The organism is Pseudomonas sp. HTZ2 (assembly GCF_033173945.1).
GTDB classification, from domain to species: Bacteria; Pseudomonadota; Gammaproteobacteria; order Pseudomonadales; family Pseudomonadaceae; genus Aquipseudomonas; species Aquipseudomonas guariconensis.
On the sequence record NZ_CP137332.1, the window covers coordinates 2758409 to 2783591 of the forward strand.

At 63.4% G+C, this 25183-nt stretch carries 20 protein-coding genes and 3 pseudogenes; 11 read left to right on the plus strand and 12 right to left on the minus strand.

Annotated elements, in window-relative coordinates; translation table 11 throughout:
* Positions 1-259 precede the first annotated feature (259 nt).
* Together R6G97_RS24970 and R6G97_RS12775 are read right to left on the minus strand one after the other, a co-directional pair.
* A pseudogene (locus R6G97_RS24970) lies at positions 260-1285 on the minus strand (HAMP domain-containing protein); the annotation flags it as partial.
* Between the two features lie 111 nt (positions 1286-1396).
* A pseudogene (locus R6G97_RS12775) lies at positions 1397-2245 on the minus strand (aldehyde dehydrogenase family protein); the annotation flags it as partial.
* Here R6G97_RS12775 and R6G97_RS12780 point away from each other — a divergent pair.
* Positions 2245-2475: pseudogene (locus R6G97_RS12780) on the plus strand (chemotaxis protein); the annotation flags it as partial. The pseudogenes R6G97_RS12775 and R6G97_RS12780 sit on opposite strands and share 1 nt — an antisense overlap.
* Before the next feature lie 103 nt (positions 2476-2578).
* Here R6G97_RS12780 and R6G97_RS12785 read toward each other — a convergent pair.
* Together R6G97_RS12785 and R6G97_RS12790 are read right to left on the minus strand one after the other, a co-directional pair.
* Positions 2579-3304, minus strand: a complete 726-nt coding sequence (locus tag R6G97_RS12785) for a TorF family putative porin (protein ID WP_102081378.1) — start codon at positions 3302-3304, stop codon at positions 2579-2581.
* A gap of 120 nt (positions 3305-3424) precedes the next feature.
* Positions 3425-5146, minus strand: a complete 1722-nt coding sequence (locus R6G97_RS12790; protein ID WP_317847062.1) for an amidohydrolase — start codon at positions 5144-5146, stop codon at positions 3425-3427.
* A gap of 243 nt (positions 5147-5389) precedes the next feature.
* Here R6G97_RS12790 and R6G97_RS12795 point away from each other — a divergent pair, with 243 nt between their 5' ends.
* From R6G97_RS12795 to R6G97_RS12805, 3 genes are all read left to right on the plus strand, one after another.
* Positions 5390-6301, plus strand: coding sequence for a LysR family transcriptional regulator (locus R6G97_RS12795; protein WP_043215275.1), 912 nt, complete (start codon positions 5390-5392; stop codon positions 6299-6301).
* A 240-nt stretch (positions 6302-6541) separates the two neighbouring features.
* Complete coding sequence (locus tag R6G97_RS12800) at positions 6542-7612, plus strand: C45 family peptidase (protein WP_317847063.1); 1071 nt, start codon at positions 6542-6544, stop codon at positions 7610-7612.
* A 57-nt stretch (positions 7613-7669) separates the two neighbouring features.
* Complete coding sequence (locus tag R6G97_RS12805; RefSeq protein ID WP_317847064.1) at positions 7670-9004, plus strand: MFS transporter; 1335 nt, start codon at positions 7670-7672, stop codon at positions 9002-9004.
* Positions 9005-9205: 201 nt separating this feature from the next.
* Here the strand turns inward: R6G97_RS12805 and R6G97_RS12810 are convergent, their stop codons facing one another.
* Entirely contained in the window at positions 9206-10021 is an 816-nt protein-coding gene (locus tag R6G97_RS12810) for a carbon-nitrogen hydrolase family protein (RefSeq protein WP_182941575.1), read from the minus strand.
* Positions 10022-10143: 122 nt separating this feature from the next.
* Between R6G97_RS12810 and R6G97_RS12815 the strand changes: the two genes are divergently transcribed.
* Positions 10144-10959: a helix-turn-helix domain-containing protein gene (locus R6G97_RS12815; protein WP_043215284.1), complete on the plus strand. Its 816-nt coding sequence runs from the start codon at positions 10144-10146 to the stop codon at positions 10957-10959.
* 58 nt (positions 10960-11017) lie between these two features.
* On the opposite strand, the gene R6G97_RS12820 is transcribed toward R6G97_RS12815, so the two are convergent.
* Both R6G97_RS12820 and R6G97_RS12825 read right to left on the minus strand, forming a co-directional pair.
* Positions 11018-12115, minus strand: coding sequence for a DmpA family aminopeptidase (locus R6G97_RS12820; protein ID WP_317847065.1), 1098 nt, complete (start codon positions 12113-12115; stop codon positions 11018-11020).
* A gap of 15 nt (positions 12116-12130) precedes the next feature.
* The gene (locus tag R6G97_RS12825) at positions 12131-13480 is read right to left on the minus strand and encodes an APC family permease (RefSeq protein ID WP_289717021.1); all 1350 of its coding nucleotides are present in this window, start codon (positions 13478-13480) and stop codon (positions 12131-12133) included.
* A gap of 195 nt (positions 13481-13675) precedes the next feature.
* On the opposite strand from R6G97_RS12825, the gene R6G97_RS12830 reads away from it, so the two are divergent.
* Positions 13676-14476: a helix-turn-helix transcriptional regulator gene (locus R6G97_RS12830; RefSeq protein WP_043215291.1), complete on the plus strand. Its 801-nt coding sequence runs from the start codon at positions 13676-13678 to the stop codon at positions 14474-14476.
* A gap of 17 nt (positions 14477-14493) precedes the next feature.
* Here the strand turns inward: R6G97_RS12830 and R6G97_RS12835 are convergent, their stop codons facing one another.
* The gene (locus tag R6G97_RS12835) at positions 14494-15384 is read right to left on the minus strand and encodes a LysR family transcriptional regulator (protein WP_043215294.1); all 891 of its coding nucleotides are present in this window, start codon (positions 15382-15384) and stop codon (positions 14494-14496) included.
* Between the two features lie 151 nt (positions 15385-15535).
* On the opposite strand from R6G97_RS12835, the gene moaB reads away from it, so the two are divergent.
* Complete coding sequence (gene moaB / locus R6G97_RS12840; RefSeq protein WP_290446833.1) at positions 15536-16099, plus strand: molybdenum cofactor biosynthesis protein B; 564 nt, start codon at positions 15536-15538, stop codon at positions 16097-16099.
* 91 nt (positions 16100-16190) lie between these two features.
* Here the strand turns inward: moaB and R6G97_RS12845 are convergent, their stop codons facing one another.
* Positions 16191-17090 carry a bestrophin family protein gene (locus R6G97_RS12845; protein WP_043215296.1) on the minus strand — a complete coding sequence of 300 codons (900 nt, stop codon included), beginning with the start codon at positions 17088-17090 and terminating at the stop codon, positions 16191-16193.
* Between the two features lie 20 nt (positions 17091-17110).
* On the minus strand, positions 17111-18115 hold the full coding sequence (moaA, locus tag R6G97_RS12850) for a GTP 3',8-cyclase MoaA (RefSeq protein WP_043215298.1): 1005 nt from the start codon (positions 18113-18115) through the stop codon (positions 17111-17113).
* A gap of 276 nt (positions 18116-18391) precedes the next feature.
* On the opposite strand from moaA, the gene R6G97_RS12855 reads away from it, so the two are divergent.
* The gene (locus tag R6G97_RS12855; protein ID WP_317847066.1) at positions 18392-20719 is read left to right on the plus strand and encodes an FdhF/YdeP family oxidoreductase; all 2328 of its coding nucleotides are present in this window, start codon (positions 18392-18394) and stop codon (positions 20717-20719) included.
* A 33-nt stretch (positions 20720-20752) separates the two neighbouring features.
* Here R6G97_RS12855 and R6G97_RS12860 read toward each other — a convergent pair whose 3' ends face one another.
* Positions 20753-21211, minus strand: coding sequence for an Lrp/AsnC family transcriptional regulator (locus tag R6G97_RS12860; RefSeq protein ID WP_317847067.1), 459 nt, complete (start codon positions 21209-21211; stop codon positions 20753-20755).
* 156 nt (positions 21212-21367) lie between these two features.
* On the opposite strand from R6G97_RS12860, the gene R6G97_RS12865 reads away from it, so the two are divergent.
* On the plus strand, positions 21368-22552 hold the full coding sequence (locus tag R6G97_RS12865) for a trans-sulfuration enzyme family protein (protein ID WP_317847068.1): 1185 nt from the start codon (positions 21368-21370) through the stop codon (positions 22550-22552).
* A gap of 111 nt (positions 22553-22663) precedes the next feature.
* Here the strand turns inward: R6G97_RS12865 and R6G97_RS12870 are convergent, their stop codons facing one another.
* Entirely contained in the window at positions 22664-22897 is a 234-nt protein-coding gene (locus R6G97_RS12870) for a YdcH family protein (RefSeq protein ID WP_043215824.1), read from the minus strand.
* Between the two features lie 118 nt (positions 22898-23015).
* On the opposite strand from R6G97_RS12870, the gene R6G97_RS12875 reads away from it, so the two are divergent.
* Positions 23016-23390 (plus strand): 5-carboxymethyl-2-hydroxymuconate Delta-isomerase, encoded by a 375-nt coding sequence (locus R6G97_RS12875; protein ID WP_043215822.1) that lies wholly within the window; start codon positions 23016-23018, stop codon positions 23388-23390.
* Positions 23391-23538: 148 nt separating this feature from the next.
* The gene (locus R6G97_RS12880; RefSeq protein WP_317848153.1) at positions 23539-25179 is read left to right on the plus strand and encodes a phosphoethanolamine transferase; all 1641 of its coding nucleotides are present in this window, start codon (positions 23539-23541) and stop codon (positions 25177-25179) included.
* Positions 25180-25183: the final 4 nt, after the last annotated feature.

A 25183-nucleotide genomic window follows, 5' to 3' on the forward strand; every position in this document is an offset into this window, starting at 1 on the left:
AGCGCAACACCAGCGCCACGCCGCTCTCAGTCTGATCGTGTGCGGCCACCGCGGCTTGGGCAGCGGCCTGGGCATTGCGCGCCACGTCCTCGGCGGTGGAGGCCATTTCGTTCATGGCGGCGGCGAGTTGATCGAGCTCCTGCAACTGCAATTGCACGCGGCTGGCCGCCTGGTTTGCCTCGTGGGAAGTAGCCGAGGTGCTCTCGCGCACCTGTTGCGAGGTCTGCTGCACATCGCCGATCAACGTCTTGAGGTTGCCCAAAAATTGATTGAACTCCACCGACACCAGCGCCACTTCATCGTTGCCGGACACCGGTAGTTGACGCGTCAGGTCGCCGTTACCACGGTTCATGTCGGCCAGCGAGGCCTTGAGCCGATCCAAGGGTAACAACAAGCGCCGCACTAACAGGCCCAGCACCAGCAGGCTCAGAAGCACACCCAATCCGGTGCCGACTGCCGCTCGCCAGGTCAGTTGATGACTGGCGGCCATGACGATGCCTTCATCCAGTACCACGCCGATGTACCAGTGCATGCCTTGGAGGTTGGACAACGGAATGAACGACACCAGCAAGGACTTGCCATCCACCTCGATCGACTGAAGCTGGCTTTCCAGAGGCGGCTGTGCGCCGCCGAACAACGCGCTGTAGGGCTTGCCGTTAAGCTGGGCATCGGGGTGGGAAATGATGTTGCCGTTCTGGTTCAGCAAGAAGGCATAGCCCGCGCCGCTGAAGTCCAGGGTATTGATGGCCTCGGTGACGGTGTCGAGATGGATATCGCCGCCCAGTACCCCGGCAAACCGCCCATCATCTGTGATTCTGCTGACAGCCGAAATCAACACTTTCCCCGTTGAGGAATCCTGATAGGGCTCGGTCAGCACTGCCTGGCTGCTCCCCTCCCCGGTCGCATACCAAGGACGCGTGCGACCGTCATAACCTGGCTTGGGTTTCCAAGTATCCAGGTCGCCAATGGGTTTGCCATCGACCTGCAGGGCACCGAACACCAGTGCGAACTCCTGCTTCAACAAAGGTGAATCGGTGATGCGCTGGACGGTTTGCTGGCTGACGAGGCTGGCGATGGATTGGACCGTCAAATCCATCAGGTGCAGCTTGCCGTTGAGCCAGTTCTCGATCTGCCTTGCAACGGCCGTGCTTGATTCGAGGATGCTTTCTCCCGCTTGCGTGCGCAGCACCGTGCGCACCTGGCTGACCTGGGCCAAGGACAACAGGCTGGTGGTGATCAACAACACACAGGCAGCGGCGAGGCTGACCTTGTACCGGATTTTCATCAAGACTCCACGAGAAATCGTTAAGGCGGTGATAACTTTTTCGCGGGTAAACCCAGCCCCACAGCACAAGCACTGCAGAAGCAGGTTCACCCGCGAAAAAGGCAACGCGATTTAGAAGAAGCCCAGCGGATTGATGTCGTAGCTCACCAGCAGGTTCTTGGTCTGCTGGTAGTGGTCGAGCATCATCTTGTGGGTTTCACGGCCGACACCGGACTTCTTGTAGCCCCCGAACGCAGCGTGAGCCGGGTACAGGTGGTAGCAGTTGGTCCATACGCGACCGGCCTTGATGCCGCGGCCCATGCGGTAGGCGCGGTTGATGTCGCGGGTCCATACGCCGGCGCCGAGGCCGAACTCGGTGTCGTTGGCGATCGCCAGGGCTTCGGCTTCGTCCTTGAAGGTGGTGACGCTGACCACCGGGCCGAAGATCTCTTCCTGGAACACGCGCATCTGGTTGTTGCCCTTGAGCAGGGTCGGCTGGATGTAATAGCCGGTGGCCAGGCTGCCTTCGAGTTTCTCCACCTTGCCGCCGGTCAGCAGCTCGGCGCCTTCCTTCTGGGCGATGTCCAGGTACGAGAGGATCTTCTCGAACTGCTGCTGGGAGGCCTGGGCGCCGACCATGGTGTCGGTGTCCAGCGGGTCGCCGCGCTTGATCTGCAGGACCTTTTTCATCACCACTTCCATGAACTGCGGGTAGATCGACTCCTGCACCAGGGCGCGCGATGGGCAGGTGCACACCTCGCCCTGGTTGAAGAACGCCAGCACCATGCCTTCGGCGGCCTTGTCGATGAAGGCAGGCTCGGCCTGCATGATGTCCTCGAAATAGACGTTCGGCGACTTGCCGCCCAGCTCCACGGTGGACGGGATGATGTTCTCGGCGGCGCATTTCATGATGTGCGAGCCGACCGGGGTGGAGCCGGTGAAGGCGATCTTGGCGATGCGCTTGCTGGTGGCCAGGGCTTCTGGCCAGCGTGACCCAGCGCATCGGCGAGATCGACGGCATGAACCAGTCGGTGGCCACCGCCACCGAGGAGCAGAGCGCAGTGGTCGAGAGCCTGAACCTGGACATCACCCAGATCAACAGCCTCAACCAGCAAGGGGTAGAAAACCTCAACGAAACCCTGCGCCATTGCGATGCCCTGAGCCAGCAGGCGGGGCGGTTGAAGCAACTGGTGGGCAGCTTCAGGATCTGAGGCGGATCCTTCGCGGGTAGACCCGCTCCCACAGGTATCGCGCCGTTCTCAGGCTCGGCGCAGTACCCGTGGGAGCCGGCGGCAGCCCTGGGGGCCGCAGGGATCAGAATGTCTTGCTGACCGCAGCCACCACCGTGGCCGAGCAGACATCCTTGAAACCCAGGTAACTGGCGCATTCGTTTTCGGAAAGGTCGGTGTCGATGTAGCTGACCGACCAATCGAGCGACAGCATCGTGCGGGTCAGCTTAACTTCCCACTCGTGATAGTCGTCCCGGCTGGTCCCGTCATTGGCGAACCAGCTTGGGTCCTTGTAGTCGTTGCGCCCGTAGCGCACCAGCAGGTCGGTGTCGAACGGCAGCAGGGTGGTGTAGCCCACATAGCTGTAGAGCATCGACTGGTCGCCGTTGAAGTTCTCCGAGTAGTTACCACCGAGCAGCACACCCCAGGCACGCAGTTCGGTGTGGTACTCGCCATAGTTGAAGTTGCCCTGACGCGGGTACACGTACTTGATGTACGAAGTATCGAGGGTGACATCGTCGTTGATCTGCCAGAAGTAGCCGGCATAGTAGTCCAGCTCCTGGCGTGTGCTGCTGCCGAAACCGAAGTCGACGTTCGAACTCCATACGCCTGCGTACAGGCCGCTGGCGTGCGCCAGGGTCAGCGACCCCTGCAGGGCTGGATCGTTCTGGGTCTGGGAGATGCCACGGGTGCGGTAGTCGCTGAACACGCCAGCCTTGGCCTCGAGGCTGAAATCGTCATTGAGGTCGATGGCATGGGCCAGCGGGGCACAGGCGAGCAGGCCGCCTGCGATGAGGTTGCGTAAGGTCATTCGATGCTTTCCGTTTATTGTTGTTGTGCACGGGTGACGCGGGGTGTGGCTTTTTGCGGATAAAACCCGCTCCACAGGCGTCGGTGTTGCGCCTGTGGAGCGGGTTGGCCCGCCAAGCGATCAGCGCTGGTAGATCTGCTTGCCGGCGAACCAGGTCTGCAACACCTGGGTATCTCGCAGCGCCTCGGGGTCGACGCTGAGCACATCGCGGTCCAAGACGATCATGTCCGCCTGCTTGCCGACTTTCAGCGAGCCCACCTGCTGCTCAAGACGCATGGCGCGGGCGGCATTGAGGGTGTAGGCCTGGAACATGGTTTGCCGGTCGATGGCCTCGTCAGCGTTGAGCACCCCCTTGGGGCCCTTGCGGCTCACTGCCTGGTAGATCGCCTTCCACGGCTCCGGGGTAGTGATCGGCCAGTCACTTGCCCCGGCGATGGTCGCCCCGGCCTTGTACAGCGAGTGGGCCGGATAGCTATGGGCGAAGGCGTGTTCATCGACATACGGCTTGACCAGATCGAGGTTGGTCTCGTCGGCACTGGCCCAGTACAACTGCATCGAGGCGATCACATCGAGCTGCTTGAAGCGCGGGTAGTCCTGGGCGCTGACCATCTGCAGGTGGGTGATCGAATGGGGGACGCCGCTGTGACGGGCTCGTCGGGCTTGTTCTACGCCATTGAGCGCCTCGCGCACGGCGCGGTCGCCGATGGCATGGACGTGCACTAGCCAGCCGCGTGCATCGGCGGCATCGACCAGCTCACCGAAGTGTTTCGGGTCCAGCAGCAGTTCGCCGCGTTGGCCGGAGTTCTTGTAGGGTTCGAGCATCGCTGCGCTCTGCGCCGGCATCTCGGCCACGCCGTCGGCGAAGACCTTGATGCCGGGCAGGGTGAGGTTGCGCACGCCGAGGAACTGCTGGCGTACCTTGTCCAGCTCATCCAGGTCGGCCGGGCGGGCCTTTGAGTCGGCCATCAGCAGCGCGGCAATGTGGGCCGTCAGCTCGCCGCGCTGGGAGAGGTCCTTATAGACCGGCAGCACGCCGAGCGAGTCGTTCTTCACGTCCGCCCCGGGCAGTTCGTTGGCCAGTGGGTCCATCCAGCCGGTAATGCCGAGCTGCTTGGAGTAATCCAGGGCCATGCGGCCGGCGGTCATCAGGGTGTCGTGGGAGAGCGGTGGCAGCAGGTCGGTCACCGGGTAGTAACTGGCATCGGCCAGGAACCCGTTGGGTGTGCCGTCCTCATGCTGGCCTATGGTGCTGCGCGCCTCGGCAGGCAATGCCGCGATGGTCTTGGCATCGATCTTGGCGCGCTTGAGCAGGGCCAGGTTGGCCCAGCCGGTGTGCATATCATTGGCGGCCAGAAGGATCGGCTGCTCGGCCCATTGCCCGTGGTTGAAGCGCTGCTCCAGGGCTGGGATGTCATCCCAATAGGTCCCTGGCACGCCGCCGACGACCAGGAATTCGCCTCGCACGGCCTTGCCATCCTTGCGCCACTCGAGCAGGCGTCGTTCCAGTTCATCGAGCGGGATCTGCTCGCCCATCAGGTTGGCCAGTTCCAGTTGCAGGCCGCCCTTGATGGCATGGGAGTGAGAATCGAGCATGCCCGGCATCAGCACCTTGCCACCCAGGTCGATGACGCGGGTGGCGGCGGCCTTCAGGCGCAGCACGGCCTGGTCGGATCCCACGGCAACGATCTTCTCTCCCTCGACCGCCACCGCTTGCTGCAGCGGTTGGCCTGGCTCGGCGGTGTAGACCTTGGCGTTGTGAAAGATCACGTCCACTGCCGCGAAGCTGTGCAGGGAGGTGCAGGCCAGGCCCGCGCTGATCGCCATCTTCAGGAGGTGCTTCATTCGGTGCCTCGTTCTTGTTGTGATTGCGCCGCAGCCTAGCCAACGCGCAAGGCCGGTTAAATGCGACGACAGGCACAACTTTTTTCGCGATCGGGAAACAATCCCTGGCCTATGATTGCCATGGCGCAAGCCACACGCCGCTCGACGCCTATTCAAATCCGCGCTGTTTGCGGGTTTGATGGAAAGGCGTGGATACCCGCACGCGCTCTTCATTGCCTCGCTTGTGCCGAACAGGAAGAAACCATGGACAAAATGACGGCCCTGACCATCTTCGTTGCCGCCGCCGAACACGGCAGCTTCAGTCGTGCGGCCGAGCAGTTGGGTAAAACGCCTTCGGCCATCACCAAGGCCGTCGCTCACCTGGAAGCCGAGCTCGGCGTGCGCCTGTTCGAGCGCACCACCCGGCGTATGGCCCTGACCGAGGCCGGGACGGTGTATCTGGAAGGTGCGCGCCAGGCCTTGATGCATCTGCAACTGGTGACCGAGGAGGTGGAGCAGTTGCAGCACGAACTGCGCGGCACTTTGCGCATCACCGCGCCGCCTTCGTTCGGCCCGGCGTTTCTCAACCAGGTCTGCTTTCGCTTCATGCGTGAACACCCGCAGGTGCGTCTGGAGGTGAACCTCAACGATGCCAATGAAGACCTGATCGACGGCGGTTACGATCTGTCGCTGCGCGATGGCCCCACCGACCAGCCCGAACTGATTGCCCAGCCGCTGATCGAGAACCGCGTGGTGCTGTGTGCCAGCCCCGACTACCTGGCCCGACGTGGTGAGGCCATCACCCTGGAGAACTACGCCCAGCACGACTGGCTGCTGTTGCGTCATCCGCTGCTAAACCGCAGCTTCTGGTGGGTCGAGCATGAAGGCCAGACGTTGCGTGTGCGCCAGCCCACGCCCCGGCTGGTGAGCGACAATTTCGACTTTTTGCTCGCCTGCCTGCTCGATGGCCATGGCCTGCAGTTCGTGCCCACCTGGTGCGCCGCGCCTTATCTGGCCAGCGGGCAACTGGTGGAAGTGTTGCCGGACTACTGGCGGGCCTTGAGTGCTTTCGGGCCCTGGGTCCACGTGCTGTACCTGCCCCATCGGCGCAACACGCGCAAGGTGCAGGCGTTCATCGCCTTGCTGCACGAGCAACTGCGCAGCCAGGGGCTGTGATCGGGCTGCGGGGTGCAATTGTTCCGCCTGGGCACAAAAGTTGTGCGGGTTGTGGCGATGATCCACCGCGGGCGGCTCGCTAGGCTAGCGGTGGTTGCCTGAACACAGCGGCCACTTCGTGCCCGGTCCAGTACCATCTGCCACCCCCAGGCAGGTGCATGCAGCGGAGGTGCGAGGCGGCCCCACTCTTTCCAGAACAGCAACGATGCCCCGAGCCTGCTGTACCAGGAGTTCCCCGCAGTGAAGATCCATACCCTAGTCACCGATATCCGCACGCCTGCCGAGCGTGGTCGCCAGATCGGCGAGCGCTTCGCCGGGCAGATCCGTCATACCACCCAGCTCTATCTGGACTTCTTCCCTCGGGTTGGCGTGTCCGTGCGCGAGGCGCAACGTATCGGCGAAAACAGTCTGGCCGCCTTGGAAGCCTGGAGCCCGAATCTGGCGGCCGAGGTGATCGGCATGGCCAGCGGCGCCGACCTGCCGGTGTGGCAGTTGGCAAGCCTCAACGCGCGCACCGAGGTGCTGGCTGCACGCACCCGCCACAGCGAATGCTCCACCACCGTGCATGCCCCGCGCGGTCCGCGGGCGCCGCAGACCCTGCAGACCTGGGACTGGCACGACAGCCTTTGCCCTCATGGCCTGATGCTGGCGTTGCACACCGAACGTGGCATGAACGTCAAGCTGTTCTGCGAATTCGGCATGCTTGCCAAGCTGGGCGTGAACAGCGCAGGTCTGGGGCTGCACTTCAACATTCTCCACCACACCAGTGACAACGACAGCGGCGGTGTGCCGGTGCACGCCATTGCCCGTCGTCTGCTCGAAGAGGCCAGCAGCGTCGAGGAGGCCATCGAGCTGGCCCGTTCGGCGCGGGTCAGTGCCTCCACCGTGCTCACCGTGTTCTCCCGCGAGGACAGCAGCCCGCGCGCCGTCAGCATCGAGCTCAGCCCTGAGCGCACGGCGCTGGTGCTGCCGCGTGAAGACGGCTGGTTGCTGCACACCAACCACTTCCTCGACCCGCAACTGAGCCTGGGCGAGCAGGTTGCCGACCGTGCCGATACCCAGTGCCGCCTGGACCACCTGGAGCAGGTAATCGGCCAGATGGGCAGTGCCGATCTGCGCGCCCGCGCCGAAGCCATGTGTGGCGCACAAGGTGACAGTGCGCCGATCTGCTTCCACCCGGACATGGCCATGCCCGACACCGAACGTTGGGAAACCCTGCTGAGCGTGGGGATCGATACCGAGCGCTGCGTACTGGAATACGTGGCGGGCACGCCGCTGCAACTGGCCAATGCTGGCTTCGAACGTTTCTGAGCCCCACCCGGTGCCGCCTGAGCAGGGCGGCACCCGCTGACAACGAGAACAACAACAATGCATGCGGAACAATCCAACCCTGCGTCGTCCCGGTCTGCGCTGCGGACCTTCTGCGTCTCCGGCATGGGCACTGCGCTGGAGTTCTATGACTTCATCATCTACGGCACCGCGGCTGCGCTGGTGTTTCCCCAAGTGTTCTTCCCGCAGATGGATCACCTGACCGCGACCTTGGTGGCCTTCAGCGCCTTTGGTGCCGGCTTCTTCGCCCGGCCGCTGGGCGGCTTGGTGTTCGGCCACTATGGCGATCGCATCGGCCGGCAGAAGGTGCTGGTCGCGACCTTGCTGCTCATGGGTTTGAGCACTTTCCTCATCGGCTGCTTGCCAAGCCATGCCAGTATCGGCGTCGTTGCGCCGATCCTGCTGGTGGTGTTGCGTCTGATCCAGGGCTTCGCCGCCGGTGGCGAGTGGGGCGGTGCCGCGCTGTTCGGCATCGAGTCGGCGCCGCCGGGCAGGCGAGGACTGTGGGGTAGCTTTACCAGCATGGGCATCGGCGTCGGTGGCATCCTCGGCGCTGTGGTGTTCACCATCGTCAGTGCCGCCTTCAACGACAACCTGGTGGATTTTGCCTGGCGCATCCCGTTCTGGCTCGGCGGCACCTTGGTGCTGATCGGCCTGTACGCACGCTTGAAAGCACCGGCACCGGTCGCAGCCCCGGCGGTCAAGCCGGTCCGTGCACCCTTGGCCGAAGCCTTGCGCCAGCGTCCGCGCCAGTTGTTGCTGTGCACCGGCATTGCCTTCGGCTATTGCACCATCGCCTACATCGGCAGCACGTTCTTCCTGACCTACGCCACCCAGGTGGGCTTCGGCAGCACCCAGGCATTGATGTTCGACCTGACCTTGTCGATCGCTATCGTGTTCTCCGCGCCGCTGTTCGGCTACCTGTCCGACCGTTTGGGCCGGCGCACGGTGATGGTGTTCGGTGCGGTGGTCATGGCGCTCGGGCTGTTCGCCTTCTTCGAACTGGTAGGCATGAAGAGTTTCGGCATCGCTTTGTTCGCCTACAGCCTCACGGGCTTGCTGATGGGCGCGACCCAGGGGCCGATCCCTGCATTTCTGGGTGAGCAGTTCCCGCGTAGCATGCGCTATTCCGGGATCTCGGCCAGCTATCAGATCGGTGCCGCGCTGGGCGGTGGGACAGCGTCGAGCATCGCCACGGCGATCCTCATCCTCACCGACCACAACCCGTTGGGCGTGGCCCTGTATGGAGCTGGGGCATTGGCGTTGGTAGCGGTGTGTTCGCTGATGCTGCGCGAGACTTCGCGCCTGAGCATGGCGCAGATCGACGAAGCGCCTGCTGGTGTGGCGGGTGAAGTGGTGCTGGCCCGGCACTAAGAAGGGATGGCGATAATCCTGTATCGCCAGATCGGGCCCATCGCGGGTGAACCCGCTCCCACAGATGCAGCGGTGTTCCTGATGACACTGCAGAACTCGCTCCAACAGGCACAGCAGTGTTTTTGATGACACTGCAGCACTTGTGGAGCGGGTTTACCCGCGAAGCAGGCGCCACGTAGTCGTGCGTGCGCCACCCGGGACTTAGCCGATGAGCAGTTCGCGCAGGCCGTTGGGATGCTCGATGCGCTCACCCGGCAGGGCGATGCGCTGGTTGGCGCGGTAGTCGTGGAAGGCACGGGCCTTGCCGATCAGCGACAGATCCAGGGTCACGGTATGCCGTGACTCGCCCCGGCCTGCCTCGAACAGCGTCCTGCCAAAGGGGTCGACCCCCAGACTGTTGCCGACGAACATGCAGTCGTCCGGCCCATTGCCCACCCGGTTGGCCACCACGGCGAACACCTGGTTCTCCATCGCCCGGGCCATCACCGACACACGATGCACGTCATCCTCGGGCTCGGCCAAGCCATCGGTGATCAGCATCACCTGTGCGTCGAGTGCCGTCAGTGCCCGGGCCGTCTCGGGGAACTCGCTGTCGTAACAGATCAGCAGGCCGATGCGCACCCCACGCCACTCCACGGTGGAGAAGCGATCCCCAGGCACCACGATGCCATGCTCCGGCACCCACAGGTGGGTCTTGCGGTAAGTGAGCAGAATGCCTTCTGGCGCGATGAACAGCGTGGTGTTGTAGAAGGTGCCATGGGCATTTTCATAAAGCCCCAGCACCACCGCCACATTGCGCTGGCGCGCCGCTTCGACCACCGCCTGCACGGCTTCGCCCTCGACAGATTCCGAGAGCATGCCGACGTCTTCCTGGCTGAGAAACCCGGTCAGGTGCGACTCGGGGAACAACACGACGTCGGTGTCCGGCGCACACTGGGCGATGTCCTTGAGGATGCAACTGAGGTTGTAGGGCGTGTCGCCATCGCGCGTCGTGGTTTGTATGACTTCGATCTTCATAGGGCGTCCGTCTCGTGGTGTCCGACCGCTTTGAGGTCGGGTGACTTTTGCAAAGGGTGATGCAAGTATGAAAACAACGACTGTCAAAACAATCACGCCGAGTGGTTAACCCGGGGGTAGGCATGGGCCTGAGTCTGCAGGATCTTTCGTGGCACCAGGGCATAGGCCAGTGCATCGAGCACCTCGATCGACCAAGCTTCTGGCGCACGCTGGCCACGTTGCTGGGCGACTTCGTCGAAGTGGATTCCTGGGTTGCCTTGTTGTTCAGCCAAGACAAGCCACTGATCTTCGACCAAAGCCCCTATGACCGGGAGGGCATCGACCCCTTGGTGAGCGAATACGCCAATGGTCTGTACCTGCTGGACCCGTTCTACCTCAACAGCCGGGAGCAGGCGCAGACCGGTCTGGTGCGCTTGGCCGACATCGCCCCGGAGCACTTCCAGCAGACTGATTACTACCGGCTGTATTTCACCCATAACGTGGTCGCCGACGAAGTCCAGTTCAACGTGGTGGTGGGGCAGGGGCGCACGCTGTGCCTGTCGCTGGGGGGCTGCCGACGGTTCAGTGCCGAGCAGCTCGCCATGCTGGAGCTGATCCGCCCATGGCTGATCGGCCTGATGCGCCAGCGCCTGCATTTCGAGAGCCTGCCGGAGCGGGCACCTGCGGGCAAACCGGCGCTGGACTTTGCCCAAGGTCGCGATGAAGCGCGCCGGCAGCTGGAGTCGGTGCTCACCGCACGGGAACTGGATGTGGTGCGCTTGATCCTCTCCGGCCACTCCAACAAGGAGGCCGCGGCCAAGCTCGCGCTTTCCGCCGAGACGGTGAAGGTCCATCGGCGCAACGTGTACCGCAAGCTGGACGTGAACTCCCAGAGCGAGCTGTTCTCGTTGTTGTTCCTGACGGGCGAGGAGCTGGGTAGCCTGCGCTCTGTTTCCTAGTTTTTTCCGAAACGCACCTGCTTCAGGGGATTCGGGGCCGCACAGCAGCCCCCGGTTCCTAACCCTGCCACCCCACCTGGCGCAGGGCCCCCAGCAGCCGCTCGCCACCGAGCCCCGGCACCAGCACGCCGTCGGCGGTGTGCATGTCGACGCCTGCCAGCAGGGCATTGACGATCGCCTCTTCCACCGCTTCGGCCGCCGCCATGAACAATGGCGTGATGTGGTCGTTGTTGAGCATCTGCACCGGCAGGCTGAACGGGGTGCCCTTGCGGCCGTACTCGGCGGCGGGTAAGTGTTGCTCAGCACAGGAGAACGCCAGGAACAGGTCGCCACTGGCATCTTCGGTACCGCCGCCGGTGCGGGCGATGCCGATGGAGGCCCGCTGGGCCAGGCGTTGGCACTGATGTGGCAATAGCGGAGCGTCGGTGGCGATGATCACCACGATCGAGCCCATGCCGGGCTCGCCGCGCTCGTCGAAGGGCGACGGGATGCCATCCAGTACCCGGCCCACCGGATAGCCATCGACGCGCAGCTCGCGGCGTTGACCGTGGTTAGCCTGGACCAGCGCACCGACCGTCCAGCCGCCCTGTTCGGTCGACAGCTTGCGCGAGGCGGTGCCGATGCCACCCTTGAACTCATGGCAGATCATGCCCGTGCCACCGCCCAGCGCACCCTCGGCGACCGGGCCGGATTCGGCACGGGCCAGGGCTTCGTTCACGTGGTCCGGGCCAATGTGCTGGCCCCAGATGTCGTTGAGCAGGCCGTCATAGGTTTCCATGACCACCGGCATGCACCAGTACACGGCCGGGTCCGCCAGGGCATCGCGCTCGGCGGCGACCAGCGCGTCACGCACCACGCCAACGCTGTGGGTATTGGTGATGGCCAGCGGTGTGGTCAACAGGCCCGCTTCGCGGATCCACTCAAGCCCAGTGGCGTCGCCGTTGCCATTGAGCACATGGACCCCGGCAAAGCAGGGCGCCAGGCGGGCTGCGCCAGGGCGCGGCTGGATCACGGTGACGCCGGTGCGCACCTGCTTGTCGTCGCTATCGGCCATGAGGGTGCTGTGACCGACGCGAACACCGGGCACATCGGTGATGGCGTTGAATTGGCCGGGGGTGCCCAGGCCCAGGGTGATGCCAAGTTGACGCGCGCGCATAGGGACTCCTGTTGTTCAGCGTTTCTGGAAAGTGGGGCTGAGCTTGCCGTAGGTGCTGTAAAGGATCACCGAGACAGCCAGTATGCCGAGAATGATCAAGGTGTCGCGGACCGAGGCGTCGAGCAGGCCATTGAGCAGCAGGTAACCAGCCCCGATGGTGGCCAGCAAGGCGGGTAGAGGCCACAGCGGCATGCGGTAGGGGTGCTCGCGGTCGCTGCGCAGTACCCGGCTGAACAGGGCGCATAACGCCACGGCCAGGTAGACCATGACCAGCAGCAAGACCGTGAAGGAGGTCAGCCCCTCCAGGTTGGAGCTGAAGGTCAGGGCCGCCGAGGGCACACCGAGGAACAAGGTGGCCAGCCAAGGCGATTCCCAACGGGGGTGGATGCGGGTGAACAGGCGATTCAACGCGGGCGTCCACAGCTGGTCGCGACCGCTGCTGAACACCACCCGGCCAGACTGGATGACGATGGCAATGATGGCGTTGAACACCGAGAGGAAGATCCCGGCACTGACCAGCCGCGACAGCGTTTCGTTGCCGTGGGCAGTGAGCAGATAGCCGATCGGGTCGGGGCTGGCGAGCATGTCTTGCAGCGACGGCGCGCCGAGCAGTAGGGCGCCGATCGGTATCAGCTCGATCGCCACCACCAGTGCCAGCGACCAGAGCACGGCGTGGTGGTTGCTGCGCCCGCCGTCTTTCATGTCCTCGGCCAGCACCACGGCGCCGCCGAAACCGTTGTAGGAGAACAGCGCGGTGCCCATGGCGGCTATCACCAGGGCCCAGGGCGCGGCGGTGAGCAGGCCGTGGTCGATGTGCTGGGGTTGGGTCAGCACGCTGAGCGGCTGGCTGATGTTGCCGAAACCGAGCACCACGATCACCAGCAGGGCGGCAACCTCACACAGCAGGAAGATACCCGTGACCCAGGCATTGACGCGGATGTTGAGAATACCCAGGCCGTAGCTGGCGGCGACAATGGCCAGGGCGACAGTCTGGGTGTCGAATTGCGTGCCCAGGGCGCTGTTGAGGTAGGTGGCTGCGCCCGTGGCCAGCACGGGCGGGATGAACAGCAGCATCACCATCACGGTCAGGAAGGTGGCGTAGCCGGCCATGCCACCGAATACCCGCTTGGCATAGACATACTCGCCACCCGCCGAGGTGTGCGCCCGACCGAGTTCGGCGTAGCACCAGGCGAACATCAAGGCCAGCAGCGCGGCCAGGACAAAGGCCAGGAAGGCACCACTGCCGGCCTGGGAGATGGCAAAAGGGGCGATGACGAACACGGAACTGGCCGGCGTGACCGCCGAGACCGTGATGGCGACCACATCGAGCATGCCCAGGCTGGGCTTGAGCGCACTGTCGTGCATGTCGTTCTCCTCGAATTGTTATTGGTGGTTGAGGCAGTGACGAAGAAAGGGAGCGTGCCCTCGACGCGGGGCGTGGCATGGGCTGCAATCTAGGCGTGACGGGGCGTGCGGCCAATTACCCTATTGGGGTACGCCCACTTGACGCGCAGGCGGGAAAGACGGCAAATCCCATCACCTATTCAGGGGAGCCTGCGGATGCAAAGCCTGTTTCATGAAGTCGGCATTCACGCCAACCTTGGTCGCACCATCGAACAGATCGGTCAGCCCCGCTTATGGAAGCAGTTGATCCTGCTCCTGCACCGCTGGCTGCCGTTCGACAATGCCCTGGCGGTCTTCTACCCCAGCAACGCAGCTCCCTTGGTGCTCGAGGAATACGACGCCGCGCCCCAGGACGGACCGGCGGCGATGCCGCTGTACCTCAGTGGCCTGTACCAGCTCGATCCGTTCTTCCAGGCCTGCCAGGATGGCGTGTCCAGCGGGTTGTACCGGCTCGATGAGGTGGCGCCGGACCAGTTCCACCAAAGTGAGTACTACCTCAACTACTTCCATGCCAACGTGCTGGAGGACGAGGTGCAGTTCATCCTGCAGTTGCCGGGCCAGGGGGCATTGTCGTTGTCGTTGGGCATGCGCCGGCCGTTCAGTTCGCAGCAGTGCGGACAATTGGCGATGTTCTGCCCCTGGGTGCTGGCCCTGATGCAACAGCATTGGCAGTTGCGCAGCCAACGCCTGATGCCGGCGGGCGAGCCGGTGGCGGCCCAGGTGCGCGATGCGCTGAGTCATTTCGGGGCGGGGGTGTTGTCCGAGCGCGAGCTCGAGATCGCCCGGTTGATCCTGCGTGGCTACTCATCCAAGGCCATGGCCGAGCGTCTGGCGATTTCTCCGGAAACCGTCAAGGTTCACCGCCGGCACCTGTATGCCAAGCTGGATATTTCCTCGCAGCCGGAGTTGTTCTCGCTGTTCTTGCAGTCGTTGGGGCACGATCCGGAGCATCCTTGAGATCTACCGGGACACGCTCAGGGTTGCTGGGCAAACAGCGCCTTGGCCTCGTCGAAGCACTGCTCGGCAATCGCCGAGCGCGGCTCGCTACGGCGCAGCAGCAAGCCTACCGGGCTGTGGATGCTGGCATCGGCGATGGGCAGGATGCGCAAGTGCTCGGACAACTCTTCCAGCCCGCAATCGAGCGGCATCACCGCGCAGCATAGGCCGGTGTTGATGGCCTGGATCAGCTGGAACGTGGAGTCGCTCTCCAGCACCGCAGCTGGCTCCAGGCCCCGGCTACGCAGGCTCAGGTCCAACGACTGGCGGTAGTGCATGCCCTTGCTCAGCAGGCCCAGCGGCAGGTTGGCCAAGGCTTCCCAGCGCAGTTGCGGTCCGTCGAAGGCGAAATGCCGGGTGTCATGCAGCAGGCCCATGGTGGTGGTGCCTAGTTCGATCACCTCGAAGAAGCTGGTATTGACCTGGTCCAGGTAGCAGATCCCCAGGTCCAGCTGGTTGCGGCTCAGGCCATCGATGATTTGCTCGGAGCTCAGCGAACTGACCTGAAAGTGCAGCTCCGGGTATTTCTCGCGCAACGGCAGCAGCAGGTGCATGGGATTGAAGCTGGCCAGCGGCACGGTGCCCAGGCGCAGGCTGCCGACCACCTGTCCACGGCAACTGGCGGCCTCGGCCTGCAGGCCGTCGTGAGCGGCGAGCAGGGTGCGGGCCCAGGCCAGGATGCGCTCGCCGGCTTCGGTGAAGCCCTCGAAGCGCTGGCCGCGCTTGACCAGTACCAGGTCCAGTTCGTCTTCGAGATTGCGCAGGCGCATGGACAAGGTTGGCTGGGTGATGTGGCACAACGCGGCGGCCTGCCCGAAGTGTCGGGTCTGGTCGAGGGCGATGAGGAATTTGAGCTGTTTGATGTCCATGGCGCGGTCTGGCAGGCAAGGAGTCGATTGCGCGACCTTAACCAAGTCTGCCGTGGCTGGCCATTGTTTCGTGATGATAGAGCCGGTTGATGGTTTGGTTCGTCATATCGATTGGACGTCGCCCAAGGGTTGGCCCTAGCGTGATGTGACCATGCCCCATGCAGAGGAAACCAAGGTGAGTGTGAAACCGGATGCAGTGTTCGTACCGCTCAATGTCGCCGTGCTGACCGTCAGCGATACCCGCACCTTCGATAACGACACGTCGGGCGAACTGCTCGCCACCCGAGCGGTGGAGGTCGGTCATCGCCTGGTGGCGCGCGCGCTGCTCAAGGACGACCTTTACAAGATCCGCGCCCAGGTCGCCCAGTGGATCGCCGATGAACAGGTGCAGGTGGTGATGATCACCGGTGGCACGGGTTTCACCGGTCGCGACAGTACCCCCGAAGCGGTGGAGTGCCTGCTTGACAAGCGTATCGATGGCTTCGGCGAGCTGTTCAGGGCACTGTCGATTCTCGATATCGGCACCTCGACCGTGCAGAGCCGGGCCCTGGCCGGGCTGGCCAACGGCACCTTGATCTGCTGCCTGCCGGGCTCGACCGGCGCCTGTCGCACGGCCTGGGAAGGCATTCTGGTGGAGCAGCTGGATGCGCGGCACCGGCCATGCAACTTCGTCCCGCACCTCAAGGCGGTGGGAGCCTGCGAAAGCCGCGGCTAGACAAGCGCTTGGCAGGCACCCGCGAATGCGCTGGTGGGCCCACTGATGTAGTCACGCATAAGCCCACTGCGACAGGCCGCGCGGCGGTTGCTCAGCTCAGCACATGATCGACCGGCATCAACGCCGGCGGCAGTGGCTCGTGTCCCAGGGCTGAGAGCACGTCGCGCTCGACGGTGCGTACCAGAGCATCGGTCGGCAGATCGTTTTCATCGCGCCCGAACGGGTCTTCCAGCTCGTTGCCGATGGCGTCCAGACCGAAAAAGGTGTAACTGATGATGGTGGTGAACGCCGGGGCCAGCCAGCCTAGGGGTTCGGCCAGGGCGAAGGGCAACAGCAGGCAGAAGATGTAGCTGGTGCGATGCAACAGCAACGTGTAAGGGAAGGGCATTGGTGTGCTCTTGATCCGCTCGCAGGTCGCCTGCACCTGCGACATCCCCACCAGGCGCTGTTCGAGCAGGGTGTAACGCCATTCGCTGATGTGCTTGTCTGCGGCCAGGCGCGAGCACTGCTCGCCGATCTCGCGCAGGATGGCGTCGCATGGGTTGTAAGAGCCTGCGCGGGGAGCCTCGGCCAGCCAGGGGCCGGCAGCCTGCAGTTCATCTTCGTTGCGCAGTCGCGCATTCAGGGCGTGGGCAAAGCCGCACAGCCCGCGAAGCAGCCGGGCGCGCAGGTGCTCATCGTTGATCACCTGGCTTTCGCGGATGAACGAGCGCGCTTCGATGATCAGTTGCCCCCAGGCCTTGCGACCCTCCCACCATCGGTCGTAACAGACGTTGTTGCGAAAGCTCATGAAGATCGACAGCGACAGGCCCAGCAGCGTGAATGGCGTAGCACTGACCGGGTAGAAGAACGCCGGAAAGTGATGCTCTATCAGCACGATCAAGGCGGCCAGCAAGGTCACCATCAGGCAGCGCAGGGCAATGCGTTTGACGATCGACCCCTTGAGGGTGAACAGCACGCGCAGCACATCGGGGCGGGGATGGACGATCATGGTGTTCCAGAGGCGGCCGGTCAGCCGCCGGTCATGTTCATGAAACGCAGGATCTGCACCTCGCCACCGACTTCGAAGTGATGGCGGTAGGGCTTGAGCTGCATGGCGTCGCGAATGGCCCGTTCCAGGCGCTCGGCGTCGCCTGGATGGGCGCGCAGGATCTGCTTGAGGTCCATCGAGTGCTCGTTGCCCAGGCACAGCAGCAGGCGGCCCTCGACGGTGAGGCGTACGCGGTTGCAGGTGGCGCAGAAGTTGTGACTGTGGGGCGAGATGAAACCGACCCGGGTGTGTGGTGCTTCGGCCAGGCGCCAGTAACGGGCCGGGCCCTGGGACGACTCGGCCGAGTCGACCAGGGTGAAATGCTCGGCGATGCGTGCGCGCACCTCATCGCTGGAGCAGTAGGACTCGCCGCGCTCATGCTCGTTGATCACGCCCAGGGGCATTTCTTCAATGAAGGAGATGTCCAGTTCCCGATCGACGGCAAAGCGCACCAAGTCGATGATTTCATGGTCGTTGCGGCCTTTTAGCACCACGCAATTGAGCTTGGTGCGCTGGAACCCGGCGCTGCGCGCGGCGTCGATACCGGCGATCACCTGGTTCAAGTCACCCGTGCGGGTCAGGCTGCGGAAACGCTCGGCATCGAGGCTGTCGAGGCTGATGTTCAGGCGTGATACGCCGGCATCGAACAGCGGCTGGGCCAGACGGCCCAATTGCGAGCCGTTGCTGGTCAGGCACAGCTCGCGCAGACCAGGCAGCGCGGCAATACGTGCGCACAGCTCGACGATGCCCTGGCGTACCAGAGGCTCGCCACCGGTCAGACGGATCTTGCGGGTCCCCAGGGCGACGAAACGCTCGGCCACCTGGTACAGCTCCTCGAGGCTGAGGATCTGCTGGCGCGGCAGGAACTGCATGTCTTCGGCCATGCAGTAGACGCAACGGAAATCGCAGCGGTCGGTCACCGACATCCGCAGATAGTCGATGCGCCGATTGAATCCGTCGATCAGTGCCCGGGTGTTTTCTTCCACGATCGTGCTCTGCAGGTTAGGTGAAGCGGCGGGGCGCCGCGGACTAGTTCCAAGCTATAACCTGTGCGCACCCCCGTCAAATTGCTTTCCCCGACTAAACGATCAGTCTCCTCTATCATGGCCGCAGGCCAAGAAATACGCGGCTTGCCGGTCTTGATCGAAACCGTTTATCACACTGTCAGGCATATCGATTGGACGCGTTGGGGCCGCTCTTCATAGGCTGGAAAAAAGCCGGAGATTCACTGCCGGTGCATTTTCAAGCGCCCGAGGACCCCCATGAGCGAAGACAACCACATCAGGGATTACAACGGCCCCGCCGCTGGCTGGGGTGCGCTCAAGAGTGTGACCAAGGCCTGGCTGGGCAGCGAGAACGCCTTCAAGAACCTGCGCATGATGCTCAAGACCAACCAGAACGGCGGCTTCGACTGCCCCGGTTGTGCCTGGGGCGAATCGCCGGGAAGCGACATGGTCAAGTTCTGCGAGAACGGTGCCAAGGCGGTCAACTGGGAGGCCACCGGCCGTTCGGTGGACCCGGCCTTCTTCGCCAAGTACAGCGTCAGTGCCCTGGCCGAGCAGAGCGACTATTGGCTCGAATACCAGGGCCGACTGACCCACCCGATGCGCTACGACGCGGCCACCGACCATTACGTGGAAACCTCCTGGGACGACGCCTTCGCGCTCATCGCACAGCACCTGCAGGCGCTCGAGTCGCCCAACCAGGCCGAGTTCTATACCTCTGGGCGGGCCAGCAACGAGGCGGCGTTCCTGTACCAGCTGTTCGTGCGGGCCTTCGGTACCAACAACTTCCCGGACTGCTCGAACATGTGCCACGAAGCCAGTGGCGTGGGCATGTCCAGCACCCTGGGTGTGGGCAAGGGCACTGTGGTGTTCGATGACCTGGAGGAAGCCGACGCGATCTTCGTCATCGGCCAGAACCCCGGCACCAACCACCCGCGCATGCTCGAACCGCTGCGCGAGGCGGTCAAGCGCGGTGCCCAGGTGGTGTGCTTCAACCCGCTCAAGGAGCGTGGCCTGGAGCGCTTCCAGCATCCGCAGCACCCCTTCGAAATGCTCAGCAACGGCTCGGAGCCGACCAACACTGCGTACTTCCGCCCGGCGTTGGGCGGCGACATGGCGGTCATGCGCGGCATCGCCAAGTTCTTGCTGCTGTGGGAACGCGAGGCCCAGGCCAAAGGCGAGCCGGCGGTGTTCGACCACGCCTTCATCGAGGCGCACACCTCGGGTGTGGACGCCTACCTGGCAGTCCTGGATGCCACATCCTGGGAGCATATCGTCGAGCAGTCCGGCCTGAGCCTGGCCGAAATCGAGCTGGCCGCACGCATGTACCGCAAGGCTGAGCGGGTGATCATGTGTTGGGCCATGGGCGTGACCCAGCATCGTCACTCGGTGCCGACCGTCCAGGAAATCGTCAACCTGCAACTGTTGCGCGGTAACGTCGGTAAGCCTGGCGCAGGCCTCTCGCCGGTACGCGGCCACAGCAACGTGCAGGGTGACCGCACCATGGGCATCGACGAGAAACCCCCGGCCCGCTTGCTCGATGCCCTGGAAAAACGCTTCCAGTTCAAGGTCCCCCGCGAGCATGGCGATAACGCCGTGCTGGCGATCAAGGCCATGGAAGAGAAGCGGGCCAAGGTGTTCATCGGCTTGGGGGGCAACTTCGCCCAGGCCACGCCCGATACACCGCGCACCCATGCGGCGATGCGCAACTGCGAACTGACGGTGCACATCGCCACCAAGCTCAACCGCTCGCACCTGGTGACCGGCCGTGATGCGTTGATCCTGCCGTGCCTGGGCCGCACCGAAATCGACCTGCAGGCCGAAGGCCCGCAAGGCGTCACGGTCGAAGACACGTTCAGCATGGTGCACATCTCCCACGGCCAGCTCAAACCCCGCTCGCCGCACCTGCGCTCGGAGCCGGCGATCATTGCCGGCATGGCCAAGGCGACCCTGGGTAACCATCCGATCGATTGGGAATGGGTGATCGGCGACTACGGACGCATCCGCGAACTGATTGCCGATGTGATCCCAGGCTTTGCCGATTTCAACACGCGCCTGGCGCAGCCGGGTGGTTTCCATTTGGGCAACGCGGCCGCCGATCGTACGTGGAACACGGCGACCGGCAAGGCTCAGTTCACGCCCAGCGAACTGCCTGAGCAACTGGTCAATGCCAAGGTCCTGGCCCGCGGCGACCAGCCGGACCTGATCCTGCAGACCCTGCGCTCGCACGATCAGTACAACACCACCCTGTACGGCCTGGACGACCGCTACCGGGGCGTGTTCGGCCTGCGCGAGGTGGTGTTCGTCAACGAGGCTGACATCCGCCGCCTGGGCTTCGAGCCCGGCGAGCAGGTGGACATGGTCTCGCTCTGGGAAGACGGCCGTGAGCGGCGCGTATCGGGCTTCCGCCTGGTGGCCTACGACCTGCCCGAGGGCCAGGCGGCTGCCTACTACCCGGAGACCAACCCGCTGGTGCCGCTGGAGAGCTACGGCGAAGGGACCTACACTCCAACGTCGAAGTTCGTGGCGATCAAGCTTCAGAAGGCGCGTGCGGACAACAGAATCGAAGTCAGCCACGCAGACTGACTGAAGGCCGGGGCTGCTTTGCGGCCCCAGCGTTCAGCGGTGAACCGGGTACGCCGTGGTGTACTTCATCTGCTCCATGGCAAAGCTCGAGGTAATGTTCGAAAGGCCGTCGGTGCGGGTAATCAGCTTCTTGTAGAAACGGTCATACGCGGCGATATCGCCCACCACTACCCGCAGCATGTAGTCCCAGTCGCCGGACATTCGATACACCTCCATCACTTCCTCGAACCCGGTCACGACCCTGGCGAATTGCTCGAGCCAGGCGCTGTCGTGACGCTGGGTCTTGAGCTGGACGAACACGGTCAGTCCCAAGCCCAGCTTTTCGGGGTCGAGCAGGGCGACGCGGCCGCGGATGAAACCCTCATCCTCCAGGCGCTTGACCCGCTTCCAGCAAGGCGTGGTCGAGAGATTGACGGCTTCGGCCAGGTCCTTGAGGGAGATGGAGGCATCGCGCTGGAGCAGGGTGAGGATGTGTTGATCGAAACTGTCCATACCGTTATCGGGCGCCCGTTGAGAAAAAGTTTCTCGAGATTAGCGTGCTTGAAGAATAACGAGAATAGCCAAACAGCCCTGGCAGCAGATTCATCCCTCGCTCGGCGAAGGGCAGTGGATATGCCATAGTGGCGCCTTCCTTCCTCATCATCGTCAATGGACCCGACCATGTCCGACAACAAGCCGCGCAATTTCGCCACCCGTACCATCCACGCCGGCGAGCAGACCAGCGTCGCCGACAACGCCATCTTCCCGGCCATCGTCACCACCAGCTCGTTCATCAAGCGCGGTCTGGATGACTACCCCGAATACGCCTACAGCCGGGTCAGCAACCCGACCCGCCATGCCTATGAAACCTGCGTCGCCGCCCTGGAAGAGGGCGTGGGCGCGGTCGCCACCGCTTCGGGTGTCGGCGCCACGGCCACCGTGCTGGAACTGCTGTCCAAAGACGCCCACGTCGTGGTGATGAACGGCGTGTATGGCGGTACCTTCCGCCTGCTGGAGGACTACCGCAGCCGCACCTCGGGCCTGACCACCACCTATGTCGATCTCAACGACTTGGACGCCGTCGCCGCCGCCATCCGCCCCGAGACCCAACTGATCTGGATCGAGTCGCCAACCAACCCGTTGCTGCACCTGGTGGACATCCAGGCAGTGTGCACGCTGGCCCGTGAGCGCGGCATCCTCACCTGCATCGACAATACCTTCTGCTCGCCCTGGAACCAGCGCCCGATCACCCTGGGGGTCGATCTGGTGATGCATTCGGCGAGCAAGTACATCGGGGGGCACTCCGACCTGATCGGTGGCGTGGTGGTGGCGGCCAACGACGAGCTGCTCAAGCGCCTGCGCCGCATCAGCATGGCCGTGGGCGCGATCCAGGGGCCGTTCGACTGCTACTTGGCCCTGCGCGGGCTCAAGACCCTCGATGTGCGTATGGAGCGCCAGTGCGCCAACGCCCTGCGCGTGGCCCAGTTCCTGGAGGGGCATCCGCAGGTCGAGCAGGTGTATTACCCGCAGCTCGAAAGCCATCCGCAGCATGAGCTGTGCAAGCGACAGATGCGCGGCGGCGGCGCGGTGGTGGCGATGAAGATCAAGGGCGACCGCGCTGCGGTCAACCGCCTGGTGCAAGCGCTGTCGATCTTTGTGCTGGCCGATTCGCTGGGAGGGGTGGAGAGCATGATCAACCACTCCTGGAGCATGTCGCACAACTCCCTGAGCCCCGAGCAGAAGGGGCAGATGGGCATCAGCGAGAACCTGCTGCGCCTGTCGGTGGGTATCGAAGACTACCGCGACCTGATCGAGGATCTGGAGACCGGGCTCAAGGCTTCGGCCGGGGCGTAACGACAGCCGCTTGGGTCGTATGTCTGGCTTTCGCGGGTGAACCCGCTCCCATTGGCTTTTGCAGAACCTGTGGGAGCGGGTTCATCCGCGAATGTTTTTGAAGAGGGAATGTTATCTGGCGGGATGAACGATCCGTTCGATCTTGTCCTTGATCAGCAGGCGCTCCTTGCGCAAGCGATTGACCGCGTCGTCAGCGGTACCGTTGCCTTCGGCGGCCACCACTTCCTTGTCCTTGGCGTTGTACTCCTTGTGCAGTTGATGGAGCGTCTGGTCCTTGTCGATCAGCGCCTGGAAATCGTCAGCGGAAATGTGCAGGTCAGCGAGCAGATCATGCGGGACTGGCATTTCTTCACCTCGGGTCAGGGGTTGGCAAAAAGTCCTGAACCTTGAGGATAGTCGCCTTTGCCCGGTTGCGGGACTGGAGTAGGCTGTGGCACTCCCGCCATGACCTGGAACCCGCGCCATGCCTCATCTGAACCTGGAATACAGCGACAACCTGGCCGATCTGAATGTCGATCTGCTGCTGATGCGCCTGAACCACACCCTGGTGGGCAGCGGGCAGTTCGCCGACGAGCTGGATATCAAGAGCCGTGCCCAGGCCTTCGCCCATTACCGGGTGGGCACCGCACCGCTCGAACGGGCGTTTGCCCATGTACGGCTGGCGATTCTCAGCGGGCGTTCGGCGCAGGTGAAGAAGCAGTTGTCCGCCAGCCTGCTGGAGGTGCTGAGCGAAGTAATCGCCGCTCGCGAGGGGCTGGATATCCAGCTGTGCGTAGAGGTGCAGGATATCGACCGCGAGCCTTACGCCAAGCTACATCTGCCCGCCGGGGAAAGATGAAATTCATTTAATGTTAAAAAGATATCAGCCAACCCTTTGTTGGCGTCTTTTTCACAAATTCTTGATGGTGCGCTTTCTAGAGTTCGGTCAACTTCCCCGGTGCCCTGCCAGGTGCGTGGGCCGATCTTAATTCTCGACTGCGAACATCATCTTGAACGTAAAAACACTGCGGGCCGAATGGGTCACGTTGCTGGCCAGTCTTTACCTGTTGATCGGGTTCAATACCGCGCTCTGGGAGCACCTGGAAACCGCTGTACCTCCAGGCATGGTGGGTATGTGGCTGTTACTGGCCTTCGCCGTGATGATGCTGTTCGCGTTCAACCTGCTGCTGACGCTGGTGGCGTTCAGGTATGTGCTCAAGCCATTGTTGATCGTGTTGTTCATGAGCGGCGCGGGGGTTGCCTATTTCATGAACCAGTACGGTGTGCTGATCGACACAGGCATGTTCCGCAACATGGCCGAGACCAACGTCGCCGAAGTCCGTGACCTGCTGTCGATCAAGTTTGCCCTTTACATCGGCCTGCTCGGCGTCCTGCCGTCGGTGCTGCTGTGGAAGGCCAGGATCGCCTATCGGCCCTGGCATCGCGAGCTGCTGGGCAAGCTGGTGGTCAGCGGTGCCTGCGTGGCGGCCCTGGGCTCAGTGGCGCTGGTCAACTACCAGGGGCTGTCTTCGCTGTTTCGCAACCACCATGAAATCCGCATGATGCTCACCCCGAGCAACATCGTCGGCGCCTCGTTCGGTTATGTCAGCGAGCGCCTGGGCAGTGCCGCGCGGCCGTTCCAGCACTACGGTGAGGACGCCAAGCGTGACACCCATGCCTGGCAGCGCCACGAACGCAAGTCGCTGACCGTGCTGGTGGTGGGGGAGAGCGCCCGGGCCGAGAACTTCGGGGTACTGGGTTATGGACGCGACACCACGCCTCGCCTGAACCAGGAGCAAGGCCTGCTGGCGTTCAGCGATGTGCATTCGTGCGGCACCGAAACTGCCGTGTCGGTGCCGTGCATGTTCTCTGGCATGCCACGCAAGGACTACGACGCTCGCGTTGCCAAGAACCGCGAAGGGCTCCTGGACATCCTCCAGCGCGCCGGCCTGAGCGTGCAGTGGCGCGACAACCAGTCCGGGTGCAAAGGCACCTGCGACCGGGTGCAGTTCGTCGATGTCAGCAACCTCAAGGACCCTAAGCTCTGCGCCGATGGTGAATGCCACGACGAGATCCTTCTGCAGGGCCTTGGCGAGCTGCTGGACAATCTGACTCAGGACACCGTGCTGGTACTGCACCAGATGGGCAGCCATGGCCCGGACTATTACAAGCGCTATCCGGCCAGCGCCGAGCGCTTCACCCCGGTGTGCCAGAGCAACGCCCTGAACCAGTGCGACCAGCAGGCCATCGTCAACAGCTATGACAACACCTTGGCTTACACTGACCAGGTGCTGGGCTCGCTGATCGATCTCCTGCGCAGCCGTCAGGACAAGGTCGACACCGCGATGATCTACCTCTCCGACCATGGCGAGTCGCTGGGCGAATACAACCTGTACCTGCATGGCACGCCCTACATGTTGGCGCCCGAGCAACAGCGTCATGTGCCGCTTTTGGTGTGGTTCTCCGACAGCTACCGCCAGGACTTCGCCCTCGACACCGACTGCCTGGGCCGTCTGCGCGACGCGCCGCTGAGCCAGGACAATCTGTTCCATTCGATGCTCGGCCTGTTGCAGGTGCGTACCGAGGTCTACCGGCAATCGATGGATATGTTCGCCAGCTGCCGGCCGTGGATGACCGCCGACCGTTGATCAA

Excerpts from the sequence above, each read along its gene's own strand:
- R6G97_RS12785 (WP_102081378.1), bottom strand. The coding sequence starts at position 3,304 with ATGACCTTACGCAACCTCATCGCAGGCGGCCTGCTCGCCTGTGCCCCG.
- R6G97_RS12790 (WP_317847062.1), bottom strand. The coding sequence starts at position 5,146 with ATGAAGCACCTCCTGAAGATGGCGATCAGCGCGGGCCTGGCCTGCACC.
- R6G97_RS12795 (WP_043215275.1), top strand. The coding sequence starts at position 5,390 with ATGGACAAAATGACGGCCCTGACCATCTTCGTTGCCGCCGCCGAACAC.
- R6G97_RS12805 (WP_317847064.1), top strand. The coding sequence starts at position 7,670 with ATGCATGCGGAACAATCCAACCCTGCGTCGTCCCGGTCTGCGCTGCGG.
- R6G97_RS12810 (WP_182941575.1), bottom strand. The coding sequence starts at position 10,021 with ATGAAGATCGAAGTCATACAAACCACGACGCGCGATGGCGACACGCCC.
- R6G97_RS12815 (WP_043215284.1), top strand. The coding sequence starts at position 10,144 with ATGGGCCTGAGTCTGCAGGATCTTTCGTGGCACCAGGGCATAGGCCAG.
- R6G97_RS12820 (WP_317847065.1), bottom strand. The coding sequence starts at position 12,115 with ATGCGCGCGCGTCAACTTGGCATCACCCTGGGCCTGGGCACCCCCGGC.
- R6G97_RS12825 (WP_289717021.1), bottom strand. The coding sequence starts at position 13,480 with ATGCACGACAGTGCGCTCAAGCCCAGCCTGGGCATGCTCGATGTGGTC.
- R6G97_RS12830 (WP_043215291.1), top strand. The coding sequence starts at position 13,676 with ATGCAAAGCCTGTTTCATGAAGTCGGCATTCACGCCAACCTTGGTCGC.
- R6G97_RS12835 (WP_043215294.1), bottom strand. The coding sequence starts at position 15,384 with ATGGACATCAAACAGCTCAAATTCCTCATCGCCCTCGACCAGACCCGA.
- moaB (WP_290446833.1), top strand. The coding sequence starts at position 15,536 with ATGCCCCATGCAGAGGAAACCAAGGTGAGTGTGAAACCGGATGCAGTG.
- R6G97_RS12845 (WP_043215296.1), bottom strand. The coding sequence starts at position 17,090 with ATGATCGTCCATCCCCGCCCCGATGTGCTGCGCGTGCTGTTCACCCTC.
- R6G97_RS12855 (WP_317847066.1), top strand. The coding sequence starts at position 18,392 with ATGAGCGAAGACAACCACATCAGGGATTACAACGGCCCCGCCGCTGGC.
- R6G97_RS12860 (WP_317847067.1), bottom strand. The coding sequence starts at position 21,211 with ATGGACAGTTTCGATCAACACATCCTCACCCTGCTCCAGCGCGATGCC.
- R6G97_RS12865 (WP_317847068.1), top strand. The coding sequence starts at position 21,368 with ATGGACCCGACCATGTCCGACAACAAGCCGCGCAATTTCGCCACCCGT.
- R6G97_RS12870 (WP_043215824.1), bottom strand. The coding sequence starts at position 22,897 with ATGCCAGTCCCGCATGATCTGCTCGCTGACCTGCACATTTCCGCTGAC.
- R6G97_RS12875 (WP_043215822.1), top strand. The coding sequence starts at position 23,016 with ATGCCTCATCTGAACCTGGAATACAGCGACAACCTGGCCGATCTGAAT.